The organism is Ruegeria sp. YTSC230, from assembly GCF_059609665.1.
In genome coordinates this window covers 424,360-443,709 of record NZ_JBXWMC010000001.1, presented here as the reverse complement: position 1 = coordinate 443,709, position 19,350 = coordinate 424,360, and the positions used below count along the sequence as shown (strand labels likewise).

The window sequence follows — 19,350 nt, the reverse complement described above, 5'->3', positions numbered from 1 at the left end:
CCGCTGAACCTAAACAAGACCCCCTCGTTAACATGCCGCTCAGCGTTTCCAGTGACTGTGACAAGCCGTTGGCACCCCCTAGTGCCTTCGGCTCCCCCTTCGCTTGGGCAAGTTCATCGTCACCCAAACGGTGCGCCCAAACAATGTAAAATTGGAAAGAACGGTTAATTTTTGGCGTCTCGGAATGGTTTTTGCGCAACATCCCGCCGAAGCGGGATCTACCTATAGACGATCAATCAACTGCACGCCTTAGGTCACAGCGGACGTTATGTATATTCTTTATTGAGCATATATACAGCTTATCGGTAGCATACGCTTTTGATCTGTTCAGGTTGCAAAAACGAGCCACAACCAAGAGATGAGCGATTTTTCGCCAAGGCCCTTCAGTGATCCTTTGTTACCAAAACTGAATCAATTCAGGATTATTCAGGATTTGACTTTCAAATTGGCAACAATTGCTGATTCGCGACTAGCGATTCGCTACGCTTCCCTGCGGACCGTCGATATACAACGACCTGTTTGTGGCTAAATTAAGATATCTTAATCCTGAGCACAGGAAACTCACAGACTGATGCCTCATCTCCTCGGTTAACGCGCGCCTGCAATCGCGCGATATAAACAGGAGACTAAAATGAGCATCCGTAAATCCTCACTGCTTTTGCCACGCGCTACTGGCTTGGTTGGCGCATCCGCCCTTGGTGCAGCGCTGTTGGCCACGACAGCCCTGCCCTCACTGGCCGACGAAGCCCTGGCCGATCTGGTCGAAGGCGTGTCGCCGTCGGTGGTGACCATCATCGCTGAACAGGACATCGTACCCGTACAAGCGCCGGGACAAGGCCAGAATTTTGATTTAGAAGACCACCCCTTTGGTGAGTTCTTCAAGCGCTTCGGCGCGCCTGAGGGCTTTCAGGCACCGCAGCGTGGACCATCGCAAGGCTTGGGATCGGGGTTTGTACTCGACGAAGCCGGGTACATCATCACCAACCACCATGTTGTCGACAATGCCTCGACCGTGACCGTCCGTCTGAGCGACGATCGTAGTTTCGAGGCCGAGATCGTGGGCACCGACCCGCTGACCGATATCGCCGTTCTGAAGATCGACGCTGGCGAAGCGTTGCAGGCCGTCGAGATCGGTGACAGCGACGTTATCCGCGTGGGTGAAGATGTCGTGGCGATCGGCAATCCGTTTGGCCTGCATTCGACCGTGACCACGGGCATCGTTTCGGCCAAGGGCCGCAACATCTCGGCCGGACCTTACGCTGAATTCATTCAAACCGATGCAGCCATCAACAAAGGCAATTCGGGCGGTCCGCTGTTCAACATGGAAGGCGAAGTGATTGGCGTTAACTCGGCCATTTACTCTCCTACCGGCGGTTCGGTTGGTCTTGGCTTCGCCGTGACCTCGAACATCGTTGAACATATCGCGGCCGATCTGCGCGATGACGGCCAGGTCAGCCGCGGCTGGCTGGGTGTTTCGATCCAGAATGTCAGCCCCGAGATCGCAGCAGCGATGGGTATCGACACCTCAACCGGCGCGCTGGTGTCGGATGTCGTCGCAGGCAGCCCGGCCGAGGGCGTGTTGGAACAGGGCGACGTTATCCTGACCTTCAACGACGAAGCCGTCGACTCCAGCAGTGAATTGCCGATCCTTGTGGGCACAACCAAAGTTGGTACCGACAGTGTCATGACCGTTCTGCGCGATGGCAAGGAACAGCAGATTGAACTGACAATCGGTCAGCATCAAAGCGCCTCGGCTGAGATCGACAAATCCGTGGACGAAGGTATCTCGGGCACTGCATTGGGCGTGACCGTCGCACCGCTGACCGACAGCAACCGTGCTCAGATGGGCGTTGCTGAGAATGTCGACGGCGTGGTCGTCACTGATCTGAAGCCAGACAGCCCTGCTGCCAAGGCCGGCCTGCTACGCGGCGACGTGATCGTGAAACTGGGCAGCCAGGAAACCGCATCACCTGACGCGCTAAAAGCCGCGCTGGACAGCGAAAAGACGGACCCTGCACTGGTGCTGATCAACCGAGGCGGAAACCAGATCTTCGTGGCGGTGGAAATCGCCTGACCCGAAGTCCGCGTACGCCATTTGATGGGGATTTCTGGCGTGCGCCTCCCTGGCGGATTGAATTGTCCGCATTCCGCCGGGACTGCCGGGTGCGCTGCAACGCACCCGGCACGTAATTTAAGCAAATCATGTGCTTTGCCGGATTTCTGTGTTTAAATCCCGCTAGAAAGGAACGCAAAATATGAGCCGTCGCCTGCTGATCGTCGAAGATGACGAGGACACTCGTGAGTTCATCGCCAAGGGCTTTGGCGAGGAAGGTTATGTGGTCGAGCAGGCCGCAGACGGGCGCGAGGGTTTGTACCACGCCACGGATGGTGGGTTTGACGCCATTGTGCTGGACCGGATGCTTCCAGGTCTTGATGGCCTTTCGCTAATCCGATCTTTGCGGGCGGCCGGGGTCAAGACCCCTACCCTGATGCTGACCGCGATGAGTGCGGTTGACGAACGGGTCAAGGGCTTACGTTCGGGTGCGGATGACTATCTGGTCAAACCGTTTTCGTTCCAAGAACTGCATGCGCGGATCGAAGCCCTGTTGCGACGCCCGCAGGAATCTGAGGAAACCGCGACGCTGACCTGCCGCGATCTTGAGATGGACTTGCTGACTCGTAAAGTCACTCGCGACGGACAAGAGATTTCCCTGACCCCGCGTGAGTTCCAGATCCTTGAGTTCTTTCTGCGCCGCAAGAACCGCGTTGTATCGCGCACAATGCTGCTGGAAGGTGTCTGGGATTATCATTTCGACCCGAATACCAACGTGGTCGACGTCCATATATCAAAGCTGCGCCGCCAGCTGGATGAAGGCGACAGGCCGCCATTGATTGAAACGGTTCGAGGTGCGGGTTACATGATATCCGATGGATAACTTGCGACTTTCGTTCAATAATTCCCGTACCCGCCTCGTCCTTGCCAGCATGGTCCTCAGCACATTGCTGACCGCAATCGTGCTGGGGCTTGTATACTTCACCGCCAATCGCAGTATCGAGGGCGAGACCCGTTCAGTGGTATCCGCCGAATTAACCGGTCTGGCTGATGAATATGAACGGCGCGGCCTGTTTGGGCTGTTGCAGGCCATTGAACGCAGGATTCCAACCGCGTCCGAACGGGATGCTTTGTATCTTTTGACTGACCGGTTCGGTGTAAAGCTGGCCGGGAACCTCAAGCACTGGCCTGCGGATGTTACAGCAGGCAGCGGTTGGGTCGATCTGGATCTTCGCCGCGCCGATAACGACCAGTTGGTGCCGATCTCGGCCGCCTCAGTTCGCCTGCCCGGTGGCGAACGCCTGTTGGTAGGTCGGGATGCCCTTGCACGGCAGCAATTCGACCGTGCACTGTTGCGCGCGGTTGGCTTGGCCCTAGCCATTGCACTGGCGCTAAGCCTTTTGACCGGTTGGCTTTTCACCCGGTTGGTGTTCACTCGCCTGTCGGAATTTGCGGGCACGGCAGAAAACATCGTGTCAGGTGATCTGTCCCGCCGCATGCCCTTGCGCGGAACCGGGGATGAGCTGGATCAAGTGGCCGGAACCCTGAACAGCATGTTGGACCGGATTGAGGAACTGATCAGCAATCTGCGCACAACCTCGAATTCAATCGCCCATGACCTGCGATCCCCCCTGTCCCGCTTGCGTCAAAGGGTCGAGTCGCTGTCTGACCCGTCCAAAAGTGATCTGGACCGCGAGGTCGACGTGGCCCGCGCTACGGCCGAGATCGACCACGTGCTGCGTGTTCTGGGGCAATTGACTGAAATCTCACGCGCCGAAGCCGGTGTCGGGCGTGAACAATTCGAACCCGTGGATCTGCAGCAACTGATTGGCGACGTCGTCGAGCTGTACGAACCAGTTGCCGCCGATCAGGGCATCTCGCTGGAGGTCGTCGGCACCGCCCACACTGTTCAGGGGCACCGCCCGCTTCTGTCTCAAGCACTGTCGAATCTTCTGGAAAATGCCATGCGTTATGCCCCGGAAAAGACGGCGATCACGATCACCCTGTCAGAAGGCGGCCCCTACACCTGCCTGAGCGTGCGTGACCGGGGCCCGGGTGTCCCTGAAGAGGATTTGCCACGCCTGCAGGTGCCGTTTGTGACGCTCGATCCCGCAAGGACCGAGCGCAACTCAGGGTTGGGTCTGGCGCTGGTCGCAGCGATTTCACACATGCACCAGGGCGCATTCGAGGCCCGCAATTGCGACCCGGGCCTTGAGGCAACAATCAAACTGGCGCGTAAGCCCTAGATCGGCACACCATTAATCGCCATCATCTTGTTTTTATAACGTTTATCTGCCGTCACATCTGTTCCGAACCAGTCGGGCGGCGTGTATGCCTGCGCCTCGGCCTCTGTGTCGAACTCCACCTCGACCAGCCGCAGCGGCGCGAGGTTTCCCAGAAAGATGTCCAGCTCAAACACCCGACCGTCTGGCATTTTTCCGGTATAGCGCTCTTTCTCAACCCGACGTCCTTCTGTTTCCGGCCAGAAGGTTTCGAATTGCTCGGCCGTGATCTCGGCCTCGCGTTCCACCCGCACCAAGGATCCCGCCCCTTTGAGCGTCAAAAAGTACCCGTCATTCTTCTGCCGCAGACGCAATTCCGTGGAATCGTCCGGTGCAGTCAGATAACCTTGACGAACGACGGCCTTATCCGCGCCGCTAAGGTCGGGCAGTTCCGCCACCAGAAATTTGCGTTCAATTTCGGTGCTCATCGCTTTGAAACCACTCCGTTTTCCATCTCATCGTACAGCTTTTGATATGCCAAGCTGGCGGTGCTGCGCGGGGCGAATTCACTGACCGGCGCACGGTTCTGCCCCATCCGTTCGATATCCGCCGCAAACGGGATTGAGCTGCGCAGGAACCGTTTGCGATAGAGCTTTCGCATCGCATCCATAGTCTCAAGGTGCAGGGTCTTGCGCTGTTGCACCATGGAGAAGAATGCCGTCAGCTTTTTCTTCGACAACTTGTTGGTATCAAAAAACCCGACCAACTGATCGAAAGACCGTTCAGACAGGGTCGTCGGGATGACCGGAACCACAATCTGATCGGCCGCTTTGAAGATGTTTTCCGACAGGGTCGAAAAGTTGGGCGGGCAATCCAGAATGATCACCTCATAATCGCTGCCCGCCGAGATCAGCGCTTTTTTCAGCCGCGACCGCTTGTTCCGCATCCGTGACAGGAAGACGTCAAAATCCCGAAAGGTCATGTTTGCTGGCAGCACGTCCAGCCCCTCGAAGTCACTGGCGCGAATGGACTTGGTAAACCGCGCGACATCCTCAAAGAACCTTGCATCTGTCAGTTTTTTGGATGGTTTGACGCGCAGATAAAACCCAGACGCCCCTTGCGGATCCAGATCGCACAGCAGAACTTTGTGCCCCGCTGCTGCATGGGCACGGGCCAGATTTACCGAGGTCGCGGTTTTACCCACACCGCCCTTGTTACTGTAACAGGCAATGATCTTCACTCCTCAGCCCTCCTTTTGATGAAACAAACCGCGGAACAAGTGCCGGATGTCCGGGCTGTCGAAATGCTTGAAACTTGCGATGACACGGTCACGTTCCGCCATTTGGCGCTGATCTAGAACAGAAATCACCCCGCCCACGGACAAGGCCAACTGCGCATCAGCGCGGCCTTGCTTATTGGTGTGCTGTTTCACAAAATTCAGAAGCGCCTCTTGTTGGACTGAGAAATCATTGAACAGGCCCAGATTATCCTGCAGCTTTTTCAATGGCTTGATGATCGTTTTGAATGCCTTTGCGTCGAACAAAGGCGCAAAGAACTCCATAAGATAACGCAGTTTTTTGCAGTCGATCCGCAGATTATGCACAGCTTCGTCAGGCGTGTTTGGCGTAATGCCGCGCGCCAGTTTGCAGGTTTTGCGATATCGCTTCCAGATCAGGGCGCGCGCGTATTCATAAGCAGGCCGATCTGCATTTGGGCCAGGCTGCAGGTTGGCCGGATCAGCGAAAAGCTCGGTCAACTTTTTCATCTGATTGTCATAGCTCTGCGTCCGAAAGCGCCGAGACATACGTCCAAGTGCCTGGCTGCGTTCCTTTTCGAATTGCGCAAACATGGCCACGGCACCTTCATGAAGGTTCGGCGGTATCAGATTGAAGTAACTGTCTTTTTCCAACAGATAGACGTCCAAATCCCGCGCTCGGCCAGTGGGTTCCATCAGACCGGAAAACTCGCGCTTTAATGCAGCGGTTTGTTCAGGCGAGAGAACCCCCTTGAACAGGCTGATCACAGATCGCACGCGGCGCAGGGAAACGCGGTAGTCATGCAAAAATTCAGTATCGATATCATCGATCACGCCCGCTTCATTCTGGCGCGCGACCGCCAGATAGGTGCGAATGATGTCGGTGGCGACCTCGATTGATGGCTCTTGTTTACTAACGCGGATTTCGGGCTTGGCCTTGTATATGGTCGCGTCGGGAAACAACCAGTCGAACAATGGCTTAGCCTTGCTTTTGCCACCCTCCAATTTCGTCAGCTTTTCACAAACAGTCTTATACGCCCGGTCATATCCGCGCATGTGTTGAACGGTTACAACTGTTACCTGCCCCTGATCCGAGGACATCAACATCATCGTGCCACGCACTTGTGTCTTTTGCAGGTCACCCAGAATGGCAAATGATCGGTGCTTGGCTCTGCCCGCTCCGACGCTCATCAACGCGCGCAACTTGGGAAAGCCCGCTAGACCCGCCTTGACGGGTCCGTCAGGCAAATCCTGCACGAACTTCCCCTTTCCCTTGCACCGCTGGGTTTCGGCTCTACCGCCGCGCAACAAAAACAATGACCCATCGGTTTGGATCAAAACCTTGGCAGATGACCTGAGGGATTGGTCATGACAATCCAGAATATCAAAATTTCCAGCAGGTTCAGTGGCCTCGAACCGCAACGCCAATTCTTTCAAAGATTTAGTAAAACCCGCCTCATCGAATGTGCCCGGGATAACAAAACAGTTTTTGACCCGAGCCATTAAGAGCGTCCCTTTCACCGAGGATCCAGTACGTGATCATGAATTCATATTCCTGCGATCCGATCAACGACTAACTCTGTTGATCAACAGCAATGACCAAAACATCTGATTTTGCTCGAACAACCGAATGACTCTGTCCAGGCATTTGGCTAAGACGGGGGTATGTCTGATCCTGTTTCATCAATCCGCAATCTCGGCCCGGCTTTTGAGCAATCCTGCGCACGCGCAGGCATTCATTCTGCGCAGGAATTGCGCGATTTGGGGCCGGACGAAGCCTATGCACGGCTATTACAGGCGGGCACCCGGCCGCATTTCATCGGATACTACGTGCTGGTGATGGGATTGCAGGGGCGCCCCTGGAACGACTGCAAGGGCGAGGAAAAGAAGGCGCTGCGCGTAAAGTTCGACGCAATAAAATCCAGCGTTAGTACCGCCCCGGAAACCCAGATGATTTCTGATCTGGATGCAATTGGCATACGCGTTGCACCGAAAGATCTTAAAGAGGTCTGAAACGAAAAAGGCCGCACCCCCAATGGGATACGGCCCTGAACTTCGTCTGACGGCGGATTAGCCGACCAGTTCGATGCCCGAGAAGAAGTATGCGATTTCAACCGCAGCAGTTTCAGGCGCGTCCGAACCGTGGACCGAGTTTTCGCCAACCGATTCAGCGAACTCCGCGCGGATGGTGCCGGGTGCTGCGTCTGCGGGGTTGGTTGCGCCCATGACTTCGCGGTTCTTGGCAATGGCGCCTTCGCCTTCCAGAACCTGAACGATAACCGGCTCGGAGGACATGAATTCGCACAGTTCGTCATAGAACGGACGCTCGGCGTGTACGTCGTAGAACTTGCCAGCTTGAGCTTTGGTCATGTGAATGCGCTTTTGCGCAACGATGCGCAGGCCAGCGTCTTCGAACTTGGCGTTGATCTTGCCAGTCAGGTTGCGACGGGTTGCATCAGGTTTGATGATCGAGAATGTGCGTTCCAGTGCCATATCGGCCTCTCCTTACTATATGGCGCGAGGTACGCGCCGAAATCCATCGCGCGCCGCCTAACACGGTATGTGCCTCATGAAAAGTGGAATGATTGCGCCAGTGGGTCTTGGCGATCAGATTGTGTCCGGCAAGGGCTCTGACGCGTCGATCCGGCGAACGTAAAGCACCGCGAGCAATCCGACAAAGCTGCTGGCGAACATCATGCCCAACACCAGAAAGGGCCCATTTTCAGGGCTAACAAACGCGCCGGTCATCAAGGTCAGAACTGCGCCCAACGCCACGATTAGTGCCCCGGAAAGCCCCGCGGCGCTGCCTGCCAGATTGGGTCTCACGGACATTACGCCGGCCGAGGCGTTGGCATTCGTCAGCCCGTTACCGAAGCCCACGCAAATGGCCGAGCCGAAGAATACCCAGACTGAACCCAGACCTGCTGTGAACAACAGCAACCCGCAGAAAGGCCCAATAGAGGCAACGACCCGACCGATCAGGATCATCGTCGTCAGCTTCGTGTGTGCTGCGATACGCCCGGTGATGAAATTGCCCACCATGAAGCCGCCGGTAATAATTCCGATCCCCAGACCCAGCATGGCAGGGCTCAGGTCGAACCAGACCGCGGCGACCAGTGGCGCACCGGTGATAAAGCTGAAGAACCCGCCGATCGAGAATGCCGCGCACAGCGCGTAACCCCAGAACCGACGCGCGCGAAACAGGTGTGGGTATTCCTTTAACTGAGCCGAGAATGTTGCGGATCGGTTTGCATTTGTCTCACCCATGTCCGCCCACAAGAGCACCAGCATCCCCGCCCCCAGGACCGAGTACAATATGAACCCGGCTCGCCAACCGAACAGCATATCCAGTGCGCCGCCCAGCATTGGGCCAAGCATCGGTGCTAAAGCCATTGCCATCGCAACATAGCCCAGTTTGCTGGCGGCCTCGTTCGGGGCATAGAGATCCCGGATTGAGGCGCTGGACAGCACGGGTCCGGCCACCACCGCTGCTTGAAGCAGACGGAAACCGAGGAATATCCAGATCGACTCGGCCAATACGCAGCCAACGGAGGCCACTGTGAAAAATACCATACAAATCAACAGGATCGGTCTGCGACCATATCGGTCGGACAACGGCCCCATGATCAATTGCAACACGGCGGACACCGCCAGATACCCGGCGACTGACAAGTTAATCAGTCCGTAGTCGACCTGAAAGCCCTCGGCCATCCTCGCAAGCGACGGCAGGAACATGTTCAACGACAGCACCGACAACGCCGTAGCGAAGATCAAAGTGACCAAAGAAGGAGGCGTCTGAGCCGCGCGCATGATGAAAACCGTCGAGTAATGCCAACCGGATCAGCGCTAACACATTGCCTGGATATTGAACATATCAAGCTGCTGGCGGCGGCAACAAGCCTCTGCTAAGAGCGCGTCATGCTACGGATTCAAGACATAACCTACGCGGTTGAAGGCCGCCCCCTATTCGATGGGGCCAGTGCAACCATTCCCGATGGGCACAAGGTTGGCCTTGTGGGACGGAACGGCACGGGGAAGACAACCCTGTTCCGACTGATCCGGGGCGAATTGGCGCTGGAGTCAGGCAATATCAATGTCCCAAAGCGCGCCCGGATTGGCGGAGTGGCGCAAGAGGTGCCCTCCTCGGATGTGTCGCTGATCAACACGGTTCTGGCCGCCGATACCGAGCGCAGCGCGCTGATGGACGAGGCCGACACCGCGACCGATCCCACACGTATCGCCGAAATCCAGACCCGCCTGGTAGATATCGACGCCTGGTCCGCCGAAGCACGCGCCGCCTCGATCCTCAAAGGTCTTGGGTTTGATGATGACGACCAGTTGCGTCCCTGCTCCGACTTCTCGGGCGGCTGGCGGATGCGCGTGGCGTTGGCGGCGGTGCTGTTTTCTCAGCCCGATCTGCTGTTGCTGGACGAACCGACGAACTACCTGGACCTCGAAGGTGCGCTGTGGCTGGAAAGCTATTTGGCCAAATATCCGCACACCGTCATCATCATCAGTCACGACCGCGGGTTGCTAAACCGCGCGGTGGGGTCGATTCTGCATTTGGAAGACCGCAAACTGACCTATTACGCGGTTCCTTATGACAAATTCGCCGAACGCCGCGCTGAACGGCTGGCACAGGCAGAATCCGAGAACGTGAAAGCCAAGGCCCGGATCGCCCATCTGCAGAGTTTCGTGGATCGCTTCCGCTACAAGGCATCCAAGGCGGTTCAGGCCCAGTCACGCTTGAAAATGATCGAGCGCATTCAACTGGTTTCAACCCCTCAAGAGGCCGCACTGCGCGCATTCTCCTTCCCAGAGCCAGAAGAGCTGTCCCCGCCGATCATTCAGATTGAAGGCGGCGTGACGGGCTATGGTGAAACCGAGGTGCTGCGCCGCTTGAACCTGCGTATTGACCAGGATGACCGGATCGCGCTGCTGGGCAAGAACGGTCAGGGCAAGTCGACCCTGTCCAAGCTGCTGTCCGACCGCCTGCCTTTGATGGCGGGCAAGATGACCCGCAGCAACAAGCTGCGGATTGGTTATTTTGCGCAGCATCAGGTGGATGAGCTTTATGTGGACGAAACGCCGCTGGACCATCTGCGACGCCTGCGCCCGAGCGAGGCGCCGGGCAAGTGGCGGTCGCGTCTGGCGGGGTTCGGGCTGAACGCGGATCAGGCTGAAACCAAGGTTGGTCGTCTATCGGGCGGCCAGAAGGCACGCCTGTCGCTGCTGATCGCCACCATCGACGCGCCGCATATGTTGATCCTGGACGAGCCGACCAACCACCTGGATATCGAAAGCCGTGAGGCGCTGGTCGAAGCGTTGACCGCCTATTCCGGTGCGGTGGTTCTGGTCAGCCACGATATGCACCTATTGTCGCTGGTCGCGGACCATCTGTGGCTGGTCTCGGACGGAACGGTCAAACCCTTCGAGGGAGATCTCGAGACCTATCGCACCATGCTGCTGGGACGCGACAAACCGGCCAAAGAGAAACCGCAAGTGATCAAGCCCAAGCGCCCCTCGCGCGAGGCAGTGCTGAACCTGCGGGCGGACCTTCGCAAATGCGAGGACCGGATCGAGAAGTTAACGGATATGCATGATAAACTGTCGGCCAAACTGGCAGATCCTGCGCTTTACGAGGACGACAGGAAAAACGATCTTGCAACGTGGAACCGGAAATTTGCCGAAGTGGTCGAAGCCATGCAAAAGGCCGAGGCGCTTTGGGTCGTCGCAGCCGAACGCCTGGAAAAGGCCGAAGCGACATGACGAAACCCGTAATCGAAACGACTGCCATGATCGCAGGCATGCGCCCTGAACTTCAGGACACAGAATTTGCCTTTGTTGTATGGCCGCATGACAAAGCTTGGCCCGAAGGAACGCGGGCCAGTTGCATGGAGGCCGAAGGTCTGTCCCTCATCGTGCCCATCGAGGCGGCACCCGCTGGCGCCATCAGTATGAAGTGCATCACCCTGCGGGTTCATTCCTCACTAGAAGGCGTTGGCTTGACTGCCGCTGTGTCCGATGCTCTTGCACAAAGTGACATTCCGGCAAACATGGTCGCGGGGTATCACCACGACCACGTCTATGTTCCAAGCAATCTGGCGGAAAAAGCTGTGGCCGTTCTGTTAGACCTCCAACAAGGTGCCGGCAAATGATCGACCTCGCCTTTTTCATCACTGCCTTCACCACCCTGTTCGTGGTGATTGACCCCTTTGGCACCGCGCCGATTTTTGTGGCTTTAACTCAGGACATGGACGCCCGCGCCCGTCGCCGGACGGCCTATCGCACCTGTGCCGTGGCCTCTGGCATACTCATTGCCTTTGCCGCCTTTGGCGAAGCGGTGCTGGGTTTTGTCGGTATCTCGATGGAGGCCTTCAAGGTCGCCGGGGGCGCGTTGTTGTTCCTTACAGCATTGGACATGCTGTTCGAACGACGCACCAAACGCCGTGAAGACCGGGTCGAGGAAGAAGAGGAACACCACGACCCGTCCGTGTTCCCGCTGGCCATTCCGCTGGTCGCCGGTCCCGGATCAATTGCGACGATTATCCTGCTGGCCGGACAGCACCCGGGCATTCTTGGCATTGTCGAGGCCTGTATCGTCATGCTGGCCGTCATGGCTGTGGTTTTGACCTTCTTCCTGTCCGGCGGCTTGATTGCGCGTTTGCTGGGCAAAACCGGCCTGAACGTATTGACGCGGCTGTTGGGGATGCTGCTGGCGGCGTTGTCGGTTCAATTCATCCTGGACGGCCTCAAGGCCTTTGGTTTTGCGTCGTAAAACCCCATATATCTTTCAGAGAATATGGTGAGGAGCGCTATGGACGGCGACAACATTGGACGTTTGGTATATCTGGCCGTGCTTGGTACGGCCGTTGTGGCGTGGTTTGTCGCACAAAACCGCCAGTCTCTGAACAAAACGCTGCAGCAGGCTTTGGCGTGGGTCTTTATCTTTATCGGTGTCATTGCCGTTGTCGGCCTGTGGGAAGACATCCGCACCACTGTTGGCCCTGCCCCGCAAATGACTGTCACCGGCCAGACCATAGAGGTTCCGCGCGCCTCCGACGGGCACTATTATCTGCCCATTGATGTGAACGGAGAACCGATCACCTTTCTGGTGGACACCGGCGCAAGCCAGATTGTCTTAAGCTCGCGGGACGCCGAACGTGTTGGCATTGATCCCGATCAGTTGAATTATTTCGGCCGGGCAAACACGGCCAATGGCGTTGTGCGGACCGCGCCAGTGCGCCTGGACACGCTGGCATTGGGGCCAATCACGGACCAGAATATCTCGGCCTGGGTAAACGAAGGGGAATTGGACAAATCCTTGCTGGGTATGGATTACCTGCATCGGTTCTCGAATATCCAGTTTGCCAATGGCCGCCTGCTTTTGTCTCGCTAAGGCATCCATTGCCGCAACTCCACAATTGAGAACAAAAAAAGAACATGCTAGCCTGACAGCATGTCTACACATCTTCTTGGCCGCAAACCCGCACGTGAGGTGCCGGGGATAGATCTTCATCCGCAGATCAGACTGCAACTGGCCCGCGTGCACGAGGCCTGCGGCCCCGCCCGGCGCAGCTTTGCCATGTGGCTGGCGGGGCAGATGCAGGGGCCGGTGCTGTGGATCGCGCCCGCATGGGAGCCCGGCCAGCTTAACCCCGATGGCATGATGGCCTTTGCCGATCCCGCCCGGTTCATCTTTGTGCGCCCGACCCGGTCCGAAGATCTGCTGTGGTGCGTAGAAGAGGCCCTGCGCAGCGCGGCTATGCCTCTGGTTGTCGGTGATCTGCCCGGCGCGCCAGGGCTGACCCCGGTGCGGCGCATGCATCTGGCTGCGGAACAGGGTGGTGCGATGGGGCGTGCCCCGCTGGGGATGCTGCTGACCCCCGGCGACGGCGGCGCACAGGGGGTAGAGACGCGCTGGCACATGGCCGCAAACCATCAGGCAGAGGCCCGGCGCTGGACCCTGACCCGCCGCCGTGCCCGCGCCCTGCCCCCGGTCAGCTGGCATGCCACGCAGACCAAACCGCGCGCCGGTTTGCACCTGCAACAGATCGCTACAGAAGACACACCCGTGTGATCACGCGCCCCTCACAGGGTTTGTGACTGGCCAAAGCACAGGCCGAGCCCTAGCGTTTCAGGATGAGCCACGCGATCCACGATAGCCGATACTCCTGGCTGCGACTTGCGATCACTTTGATCATCGCAACCGTGGCCAATGTGGGAATGTGGGCCGTCATCGTTGTGATGCCCGCCATCGAAACCCAATTCAACGCCGGACGCGCCGAGGCCGCGATGCCTTACACATTGGCCATGATCGGGTTCGCCCTTGGCAATTTTTGGATGGGGCAATTGGTGGATCGGCTGGGCGTGACCAAAGCCCTGATCGGGGCCGCAATCCTCAGCGCGACCAGCTATCTTCTGGCGACACTGGCGCCAAACATTGTGATGTTGTCCGTCGCACATCTTCTGTTGGGCCTCGGGGCATCCATCGGCTTTGGACCATTGATCGCCGACATCTCGCACTGGTTCATGAAACGCCGCGGGATCGCTGTGGGTCTGGTGGCAAGCGGAAACTACCTGTCCGGGGCTATCTGGCCGACATTGCTGTCTGGAATACTTGCGCGCGACGGCTGGCAGCAGGTCTACCTGACGCTGGCCGTCATAACGCTGCTGGTCGTTATCCCCCTGTCCCTATTGTTGCGCCGACAGGTCCCGGCCGAGGCGCACAGCACCGCCGCGTCGGCCGCACAAATCAAGGCGCGCAGCGTTGGCATTTCCCCCCGGGCACTTCAATACATCCTCGGTCTGGCCGGTATTTCGTGCTGCGTCGCGATGTCGATGCCTCAGGTGCATATCGTGTCCTATTGCGTCGGGCTGGGTTACGGACCCACAGTCGGCGCTGAGATGTTGTCCCTAATGCTGTTCGGAGGTGTGATCAGCCGAGTAATATCAGGCATGGTCGCCGATCAACTTGGCGGCGTCCTGACGGTTCTGATCGGCTCGGTCCTGCAATGCCTCGCGTTGTTTCTGTTCCTTCCCTATGACGGGATGGTCTCACTCTACCTGATCAGCCTGCTTTTTGGCCTGTCACAAGGCGGCATCGTTCCCGGCTATGCCCTTGTCGTGCGCGAATATATGCCCCCGCGAGAGGCCGGCGCGCGCGTGGGGTTTGTCATGATGATGACGATCATGGGCATGGCGCTGGGGGGATGGATGTCCGGCTGGATTTACGACGTGACCGGCAATTACCAACTGGCTTTCGTAAACGGCATTCTATGGAACGGCCTGAACATCGGAATTCTGCTGTTTCTGCTCAGCCGCTCGCGCGCCCACAGACAAGAGGTTTTGGCATGAGATCATTGACGCGGCGCTTTCTGATTGCGGGTCTGGCAAGCATTCCGTTGGTACGGCCAACTTATGCTGCGTTGGTCCAATATGAATTGTCTCGAGCCGGGACGTCCGTCGGTTTTTCATTCATGCTCTCGGGGGTTGCGCAGTCAGGCACGATGCCGATCCAATCGGCAGATATTCGAGTCGACACGGATCAGTTGCAAAACAGCCGTGTCACCGTCGTGCTGAATGTAGCCGCGGCGCGCACCCGGCTGCCCTTTGCCCGCGGCCCGATGCTAAGCAAAAGCGTGCTAAACGCGCAGGAATTTCCGAGCATTGCGTTCAAATCCACCCGGATACAGCTTGGCCCCACCGGCCGCATTTCCGAAGGCGCAACTATCACCGGAGACCTGACGGTGCGTGGGGTCACGCGCCCTGTGACCCTGCAAGCCAATCTGTACCGCGAACCCGGAACTGAGGCTGATGACCTGAACGCTTTGTCAATTCGACTGTCGGGCGCGTTGAACCGCCACGAGTTCGGCGCCTCTGGTTATCCCGATCTGGTCGCCGATACCGTGTCTTTGAACATCCGGGCCGAGTTGACCCGCAAGGCCTGACACCCAAAGGACAAAAAACGACGCGCAGAGGTCGAATTATCACGCGCAACGCTCGCTGATGGGGTAATGCTGGGCGCACTATGCGCACGATCATTTCTTTTGCCGCCCTGTTTCTTTCCGTCATTCTTCTGCAGCTCTCAACGGGCGGCGTTGGTCCTTTGGATGCGATCTCGGGTATCACGCTTGGGTTCTCAACCGGACAAATCGGTATGTTGGGTTCGGCGCACTTTCTTGGCTTCTTCATTGGCTGCTGGTGGGCCCCCCGCCTAATGGGCAGCGTCGGTCATTCGCGGGCCTTCGCAGTCTGTACGGCCTTGGGCGCTATGGGTCTTATTGGGCATACGTTGACCGAAAACCCGTACATCTGGGCAGCCCTTCGGGTCGCGTCTGGAACCTGTGTCGCCGGGGCCTATACGGTGATCGAAGCATGGCTGAACGCCAAAGTCACAAACGAAACGCGCGGCCGCGCCATGGGGACCTATCGCATTGCGGATATGGGCGCGTCTTTGTGTGCGCAGTTGATCATCGCGGTTTTGCCGCCTGCTTCATACGTGTCCTACAACTTGCTGGCGATCCTGTGCTGCGCGTCCCTGTTACCGTTGACGTTGACACGGGCCAGTCAGCCAAAAACACCCGACGCCCCTCGGTTGAGACCCAAATTGGCCTGGCGCAGTTCGCCTCTGGCCGTTGCAGGGGTAATCGTCGCTGCGCTCAGCTCTGCATCCTTCCGAATGGTCGGCCCAGTTTACGGTCAGGAAGTCGGGTTGGACGTTGACCAAATCGCATTCTTCCTGGCGTCATTCGTATTGGGTGGCGCACTGGCGCAGTACCCAGTTGGCTGGCTGGCCGACAAATATGACAGGCGTTGGGTGCTGATCTGGCTGTCCGTTGCTGCGGTCGTCAGCAGCGGTGTCACAATGGCGGCCAGCGGAACGGGAACGGTGGGCGTAATGCTGGCCGCTGTTTTCTTTGGCCTGACAACCTTCCCGATCTTCTCAGTCTCTTCTGCCCATGCGAACGACTTCGCAACGGCAGAAGAACGGGTCGAGCTATCCGCGGCGCTGATGTTCTGGTTCGCTTTGGGTGCGATAGCCTCACCCTATATCTCTTCGACATTGATTCAGCAGTTCGGACCCGGAGCCCTGTTTGCATTTGTAGCGGTCGGCCATGTTTTCCTGATCATCTTTGGCCTGGCCCGAATGCGCTCACGCCCGACACCGGAAGAGCGGACCAACTATGTCTACGCGCCACGCACGTCGTTCACGATTGGTCGTTTGCTGAAACGGTCGCGTGAAAGGCAATAAAAAAGGGCCGGGAAAACCCCGGCCCCTTTCGATTAGTGTTCTGTCCGCGATCCTTCTTCGATCACGCCGCCTTCTTCGGCAGGTTCAACCGTCGATTCAAGCGCACCGTTGACGACACCCCCGACACCGTTTTCCATCGACAGGCCCAGTTCTTCACCCAGCTTCTTAAGCGCCGGCATCTGCACGGCCATACCCATAATCGAGTCCAGAGCCTGATTGACGACCGGCTTGTCACCGTTCGATGCGCCGCCGCCATTGGTGCCACCGATACCGCCAACCTGATGGATCTTGATCGAGTCGATCTTCTCAGCCGGTTTGACCATTTCCGCGATGATCGACGGCATGGTTTCGATCCGCGCAAGATCAACCTTCATGCGGATCTGATCCACTGACAGAACGTTGTCTGCTTCGACGATCGCACGCTTACCTTCGGCTTCGGCCAGCATGTCGTTCTTCTTGGCCTCAGCCCGAATGTTCAGAGCGTCCGCTTCGGCCTGCGCCTCTTCACGGCGGGCTTCGGCGCGGTCAGCAGCGGCCTCTTTGTCAGCTTGCGCAGCCAGTCGGATCGCGGTTGCCTGACGCTCGGCCTCGCGTGTGGCTTCGATCAGTGCGATCTGCTTGATACGCTCGGCCTCGGCCACCTTCTGCGCGGTCGCCACGGCTTCGGTCGCTTTGGTTGCCTCGGCACGGGCAAGATCGGCAGATGCACGAGCGCGGCTTTCCTCTTCGGATTTCTGCGCGATGATGATCTGGCGCTCTTGCTCGGCGACTTCCAGTTCACGCTCTTTCGAGATCTCGGCTTCGCGGATTTTACGCTCACGCTCGATGTCTGCAGCGCGAATGGCTTCTTCACGGCCGATCCGTGCCCGTTCGGTTTCACGTACCGAGTCTTCGGTCCGGGCTGCAACCTCGGCCTCTTGCGCCACGCGCAGCGTTTCGATCTGCTGCGTTTGCTCGATGCGCGCCTGCTCTTCGTCCTTTTCGATCAACAGCTTCTGACGCTGAGCTTCCATTGCGGCACGGCGCACTTCGACCTCAGCATCCGCATCAATCTGCGCGCGCTCTTTCTTTGAGGTCGCAATCACCTCGGCCAGCTTGCGCATACCCACAGCGTTAAAGGCGTTGTTTTCGTCCAGAGCCTCAAACGGCGTCTGGTCCAACGCGGTCAACGAAACGGATTCCAAGGACAGTCCGTTCTTCAACAGATCCTCGGAGACCGCATTCTGCACTTCTTGCACAAAGTCAGCGCGGTTTTCGTGCAGACCGTCCATCGTCATCTGGGCCGCAACAGCGCGCAGACCGTCGATCAACTTGCCTTCGATCATTTCCCGTAGCTGTTCGACGTCGAATGTACGGTCGCCAAGGGTTTGCGCAGCACGTGCGATGCCCTCTTCTGTCGCCATGACCGAAACGTAGAACTCGACGCCCACGTCCACGCGCATCCGGTCCTTGGTGATCAGAGCGGCCTCACCGCTGCGCTGAACCTCAAGGCGCAGGGTTTTCATGTTGACGGGGCTGACTTCGTGCAGCAACGGCACGACGATGACGCCACCATCCATGATGACTTTCTTACCGCCAGCACCGGTTTTCACCAGGCTGATCTCTCGGGTCGCGCGGCGGTAAAGACGGCCAAGCACAAGGCCGATAAACAAAACTACTGCCAGAATGGTCACAACTGTGACGGCTAGGAATTCAAGTTCCATGCAAAATCCTCCGTGATGGGGTTAGAAATTTTGGTTATTCAGACATGCCGACCAGAACGAACCGGTCGCGCCGTCGGTCGCGCAGCACAAGCACATCGGTGCCCTGCTCAAGCGTGTCTTTGTCCTGCAACGGCTCGGCGCGCAGGTAGTGGGTATTGCCAAACCGATCCATGACGCGCACCTCGGCGGGGCGTCCGCGCGAAGCGGTGCCTTGGGTGATCACGCCACGGCGACGGGCAAGCAGGCGCTCCGACATCGCCTCGGTCTCGGTCTTGGGCAGCAGACGAGCAAAGATGCCGCCAAAGCCACGTGCAAACCACAGGCCAAAGGCACCGGCGGGAATCGCAGCCATCCAAGGTGGAAGGTCAAAGCCCAGCAGGTCGCGCAGCGTCAGTTGCAGGCCCATACCGGACAAGCCGAAGCCTGCCAGCAGAACCACCAACCAGATCATGAACGGCACTTTGCCGATCCCCAACCACGCCAAAGGTCCCGCAGAGACCGCGCCCGGCGCGTCTGCCTCGATCTCGGCCAATTCGAAATCGCCCAGATCCATGTCGGCATCAATTTCCAGACCGAAATCACCAACATCCAGATCGGGGGCATCCACAACATCCAGATCGACATCGCCCTCGCCCGCCATAAGGCTTCCACCCAGGACCAATGCGATCAGTTCCAGCACAAGCAGGCCGAACAGAAGCGCAAGCGCCAAAGTGAAGGGTACAAATGCACCCTCAAGCAGAAAGTCGAACATCAGTTGTTTGCCCTCGTTATTGTATACTGTGGTATACATGATAGATGGGAAGTCATTGCGGAAATTCAAGAGTTTGTGATTCTAATTTACAACTCTGAGGTATTGCATGCGG

The 19,350-nt window shown here is 57.8% G+C and carries 19 protein-coding genes; 12 read left to right on the top strand and 7 right to left on the bottom strand.

Going from position 1 to position 19,350, the window contains the following annotated elements; genetic code table 11:
* Positions 1-631 precede the first annotated feature (631 nt).
* The 3 genes from AC2FD9_RS02070 to AC2FD9_RS02060 all read left to right on the top strand — a co-directional run bounded on the left by AC2FD9_RS02070 (position 632) and on the right by AC2FD9_RS02060 (position 4,299).
* The gene (locus tag AC2FD9_RS02070) at positions 632-2,074 is read left to right on the top strand and encodes a Do family serine endopeptidase (RefSeq protein WP_282118625.1); all 1,443 of its coding nucleotides are present in this window, start codon (positions 632-634) and stop codon (positions 2,072-2,074) included.
* A gap of 181 nt (positions 2,075-2,255) precedes the next feature.
* Positions 2,256-2,936: a response regulator transcription factor gene (locus AC2FD9_RS02065; RefSeq protein ID WP_058273791.1), complete on the top strand. Its 681-nt coding sequence runs from the start codon at positions 2,256-2,258 to the stop codon at positions 2,934-2,936.
* 49 nt (positions 2,937-2,985) lie between these two features.
* Entirely contained in the window at positions 2,986-4,299 is a 1,314-nt protein-coding gene (locus AC2FD9_RS02060; RefSeq protein WP_496835139.1) for a sensor histidine kinase, read from the top strand.
* Here AC2FD9_RS02060 and AC2FD9_RS02055 read toward each other — a convergent pair.
* Genes AC2FD9_RS02055 through AC2FD9_RS02045 form a run of 3 tightly spaced genes read right to left on the bottom strand, consistent with a single transcriptional unit; the run spans position 4,296 to position 7,033 of the window.
* Entirely contained in the window at positions 4,296-4,763 is a 468-nt protein-coding gene (locus AC2FD9_RS02055) for a CYTH domain-containing protein (protein WP_496835137.1), read from the bottom strand. The two genes, AC2FD9_RS02060 and AC2FD9_RS02055, sit on opposite strands and share 4 nt — an antisense overlap.
* The gene (locus AC2FD9_RS02050) at positions 4,760-5,515 is read right to left on the bottom strand and encodes a ParA family protein (protein WP_496835136.1); all 756 of its coding nucleotides are present in this window, start codon (positions 5,513-5,515) and stop codon (positions 4,760-4,762) included. Before AC2FD9_RS02050 ends, AC2FD9_RS02055 begins: the two co-directional genes overlap by 4 nt.
* A 3-nt stretch (positions 5,516-5,518) precedes the next feature.
* Positions 5,519-7,033, bottom strand: a complete 1,515-nt coding sequence (locus AC2FD9_RS02045) for a CHAD domain-containing protein (RefSeq protein ID WP_496835134.1) — start codon at positions 7,031-7,033, stop codon at positions 5,519-5,521.
* Between the two features lie 162 nt (positions 7,034-7,195).
* Between AC2FD9_RS02045 and AC2FD9_RS02040 the strand changes: the two genes are divergently transcribed.
* Positions 7,196-7,543: a TfoX/Sxy family protein gene (locus tag AC2FD9_RS02040; RefSeq protein ID WP_108858818.1), complete on the top strand. Its 348-nt coding sequence runs from the start codon at positions 7,196-7,198 to the stop codon at positions 7,541-7,543.
* A gap of 57 nt (positions 7,544-7,600) precedes the next feature.
* Here the strand turns inward: AC2FD9_RS02040 and ndk are convergent, their stop codons facing one another.
* Both ndk and AC2FD9_RS02030 read right to left on the bottom strand, forming a co-directional pair.
* On the bottom strand, positions 7,601-8,023 hold the full coding sequence (gene ndk, locus AC2FD9_RS02035) for a nucleoside-diphosphate kinase (RefSeq protein ID WP_058273797.1): 423 nt from the start codon (positions 8,021-8,023) through the stop codon (positions 7,601-7,603).
* Between the two features lie 114 nt (positions 8,024-8,137).
* Positions 8,138-9,340 (bottom strand): multidrug effflux MFS transporter, encoded by a 1,203-nt coding sequence (locus AC2FD9_RS02030; RefSeq protein ID WP_496835132.1) that lies wholly within the window; start codon positions 9,338-9,340, stop codon positions 8,138-8,140.
* 108 nt (positions 9,341-9,448) lie between these two features.
* Between AC2FD9_RS02030 and AC2FD9_RS02025 the strand changes: the two genes are divergently transcribed.
* From AC2FD9_RS02025 to AC2FD9_RS01990, 8 genes are all read left to right on the top strand, one after another.
* Complete coding sequence (locus AC2FD9_RS02025; RefSeq protein ID WP_282168466.1) at positions 9,449-11,299, top strand: ABC-F family ATP-binding cassette domain-containing protein; 1,851 nt, start codon at positions 9,449-9,451, stop codon at positions 11,297-11,299.
* On the top strand, positions 11,296-11,688 hold the full coding sequence (locus tag AC2FD9_RS02020; RefSeq protein ID WP_496835130.1) for an ACT domain-containing protein: 393 nt from the start codon (positions 11,296-11,298) through the stop codon (positions 11,686-11,688). The genes AC2FD9_RS02025 and AC2FD9_RS02020 overlap by 4 nt, the downstream gene beginning before the upstream one ends.
* Positions 11,685-12,308, top strand: coding sequence for a MarC family protein (locus AC2FD9_RS02015; protein ID WP_058273801.1), 624 nt, complete (start codon positions 11,685-11,687; stop codon positions 12,306-12,308). Before AC2FD9_RS02020 ends, AC2FD9_RS02015 begins: the two co-directional genes overlap by 4 nt.
* 39 nt (positions 12,309-12,347) lie before the next feature.
* Positions 12,348-12,929, top strand: coding sequence for a retropepsin-like aspartic protease family protein (locus AC2FD9_RS02010; RefSeq protein WP_058273802.1), 582 nt, complete (start codon positions 12,348-12,350; stop codon positions 12,927-12,929).
* A 60-nt stretch (positions 12,930-12,989) separates the two neighbouring features.
* Positions 12,990-13,610, top strand: coding sequence for an ImuA family protein (locus AC2FD9_RS02005; RefSeq protein WP_496720082.1), 621 nt, complete (start codon positions 12,990-12,992; stop codon positions 13,608-13,610).
* 62 nt (positions 13,611-13,672) lie between these two features.
* Positions 13,673-14,887, top strand: a complete 1,215-nt coding sequence (locus AC2FD9_RS02000) for an MFS transporter (RefSeq protein WP_282118635.1) — start codon at positions 13,673-13,675, stop codon at positions 14,885-14,887.
* A complete protein-coding gene (locus AC2FD9_RS01995) occupies positions 14,884-15,480 on the top strand; it encodes a YceI family protein (protein ID WP_496835127.1) in 597 nt (198 codons plus the stop codon). Before AC2FD9_RS02000 ends, AC2FD9_RS01995 begins: the two co-directional genes overlap by 4 nt.
* An 80-nt stretch (positions 15,481-15,560) precedes the next feature.
* On the top strand, positions 15,561-16,784 hold the full coding sequence (locus AC2FD9_RS01990) for an MFS transporter (RefSeq protein WP_282151027.1): 1,224 nt from the start codon (positions 15,561-15,563) through the stop codon (positions 16,782-16,784).
* A gap of 32 nt (positions 16,785-16,816) precedes the next feature.
* Here AC2FD9_RS01990 and AC2FD9_RS01985 read toward each other — a convergent pair whose 3' ends face one another.
* Both AC2FD9_RS01985 and AC2FD9_RS01980 read right to left on the bottom strand, forming a co-directional pair.
* The gene (locus AC2FD9_RS01985) at positions 16,817-18,487 is read right to left on the bottom strand and encodes a flotillin family protein (protein WP_496835126.1); all 1,671 of its coding nucleotides are present in this window, start codon (positions 18,485-18,487) and stop codon (positions 16,817-16,819) included.
* Between the two features lie 34 nt (positions 18,488-18,521).
* Positions 18,522-19,277, bottom strand: a complete 756-nt coding sequence (locus AC2FD9_RS01980) for an OB-fold-containig protein (protein ID WP_496835124.1) — start codon at positions 19,275-19,277, stop codon at positions 18,522-18,524.
* Positions 19,278-19,350 lie beyond the last annotated feature (73 nt).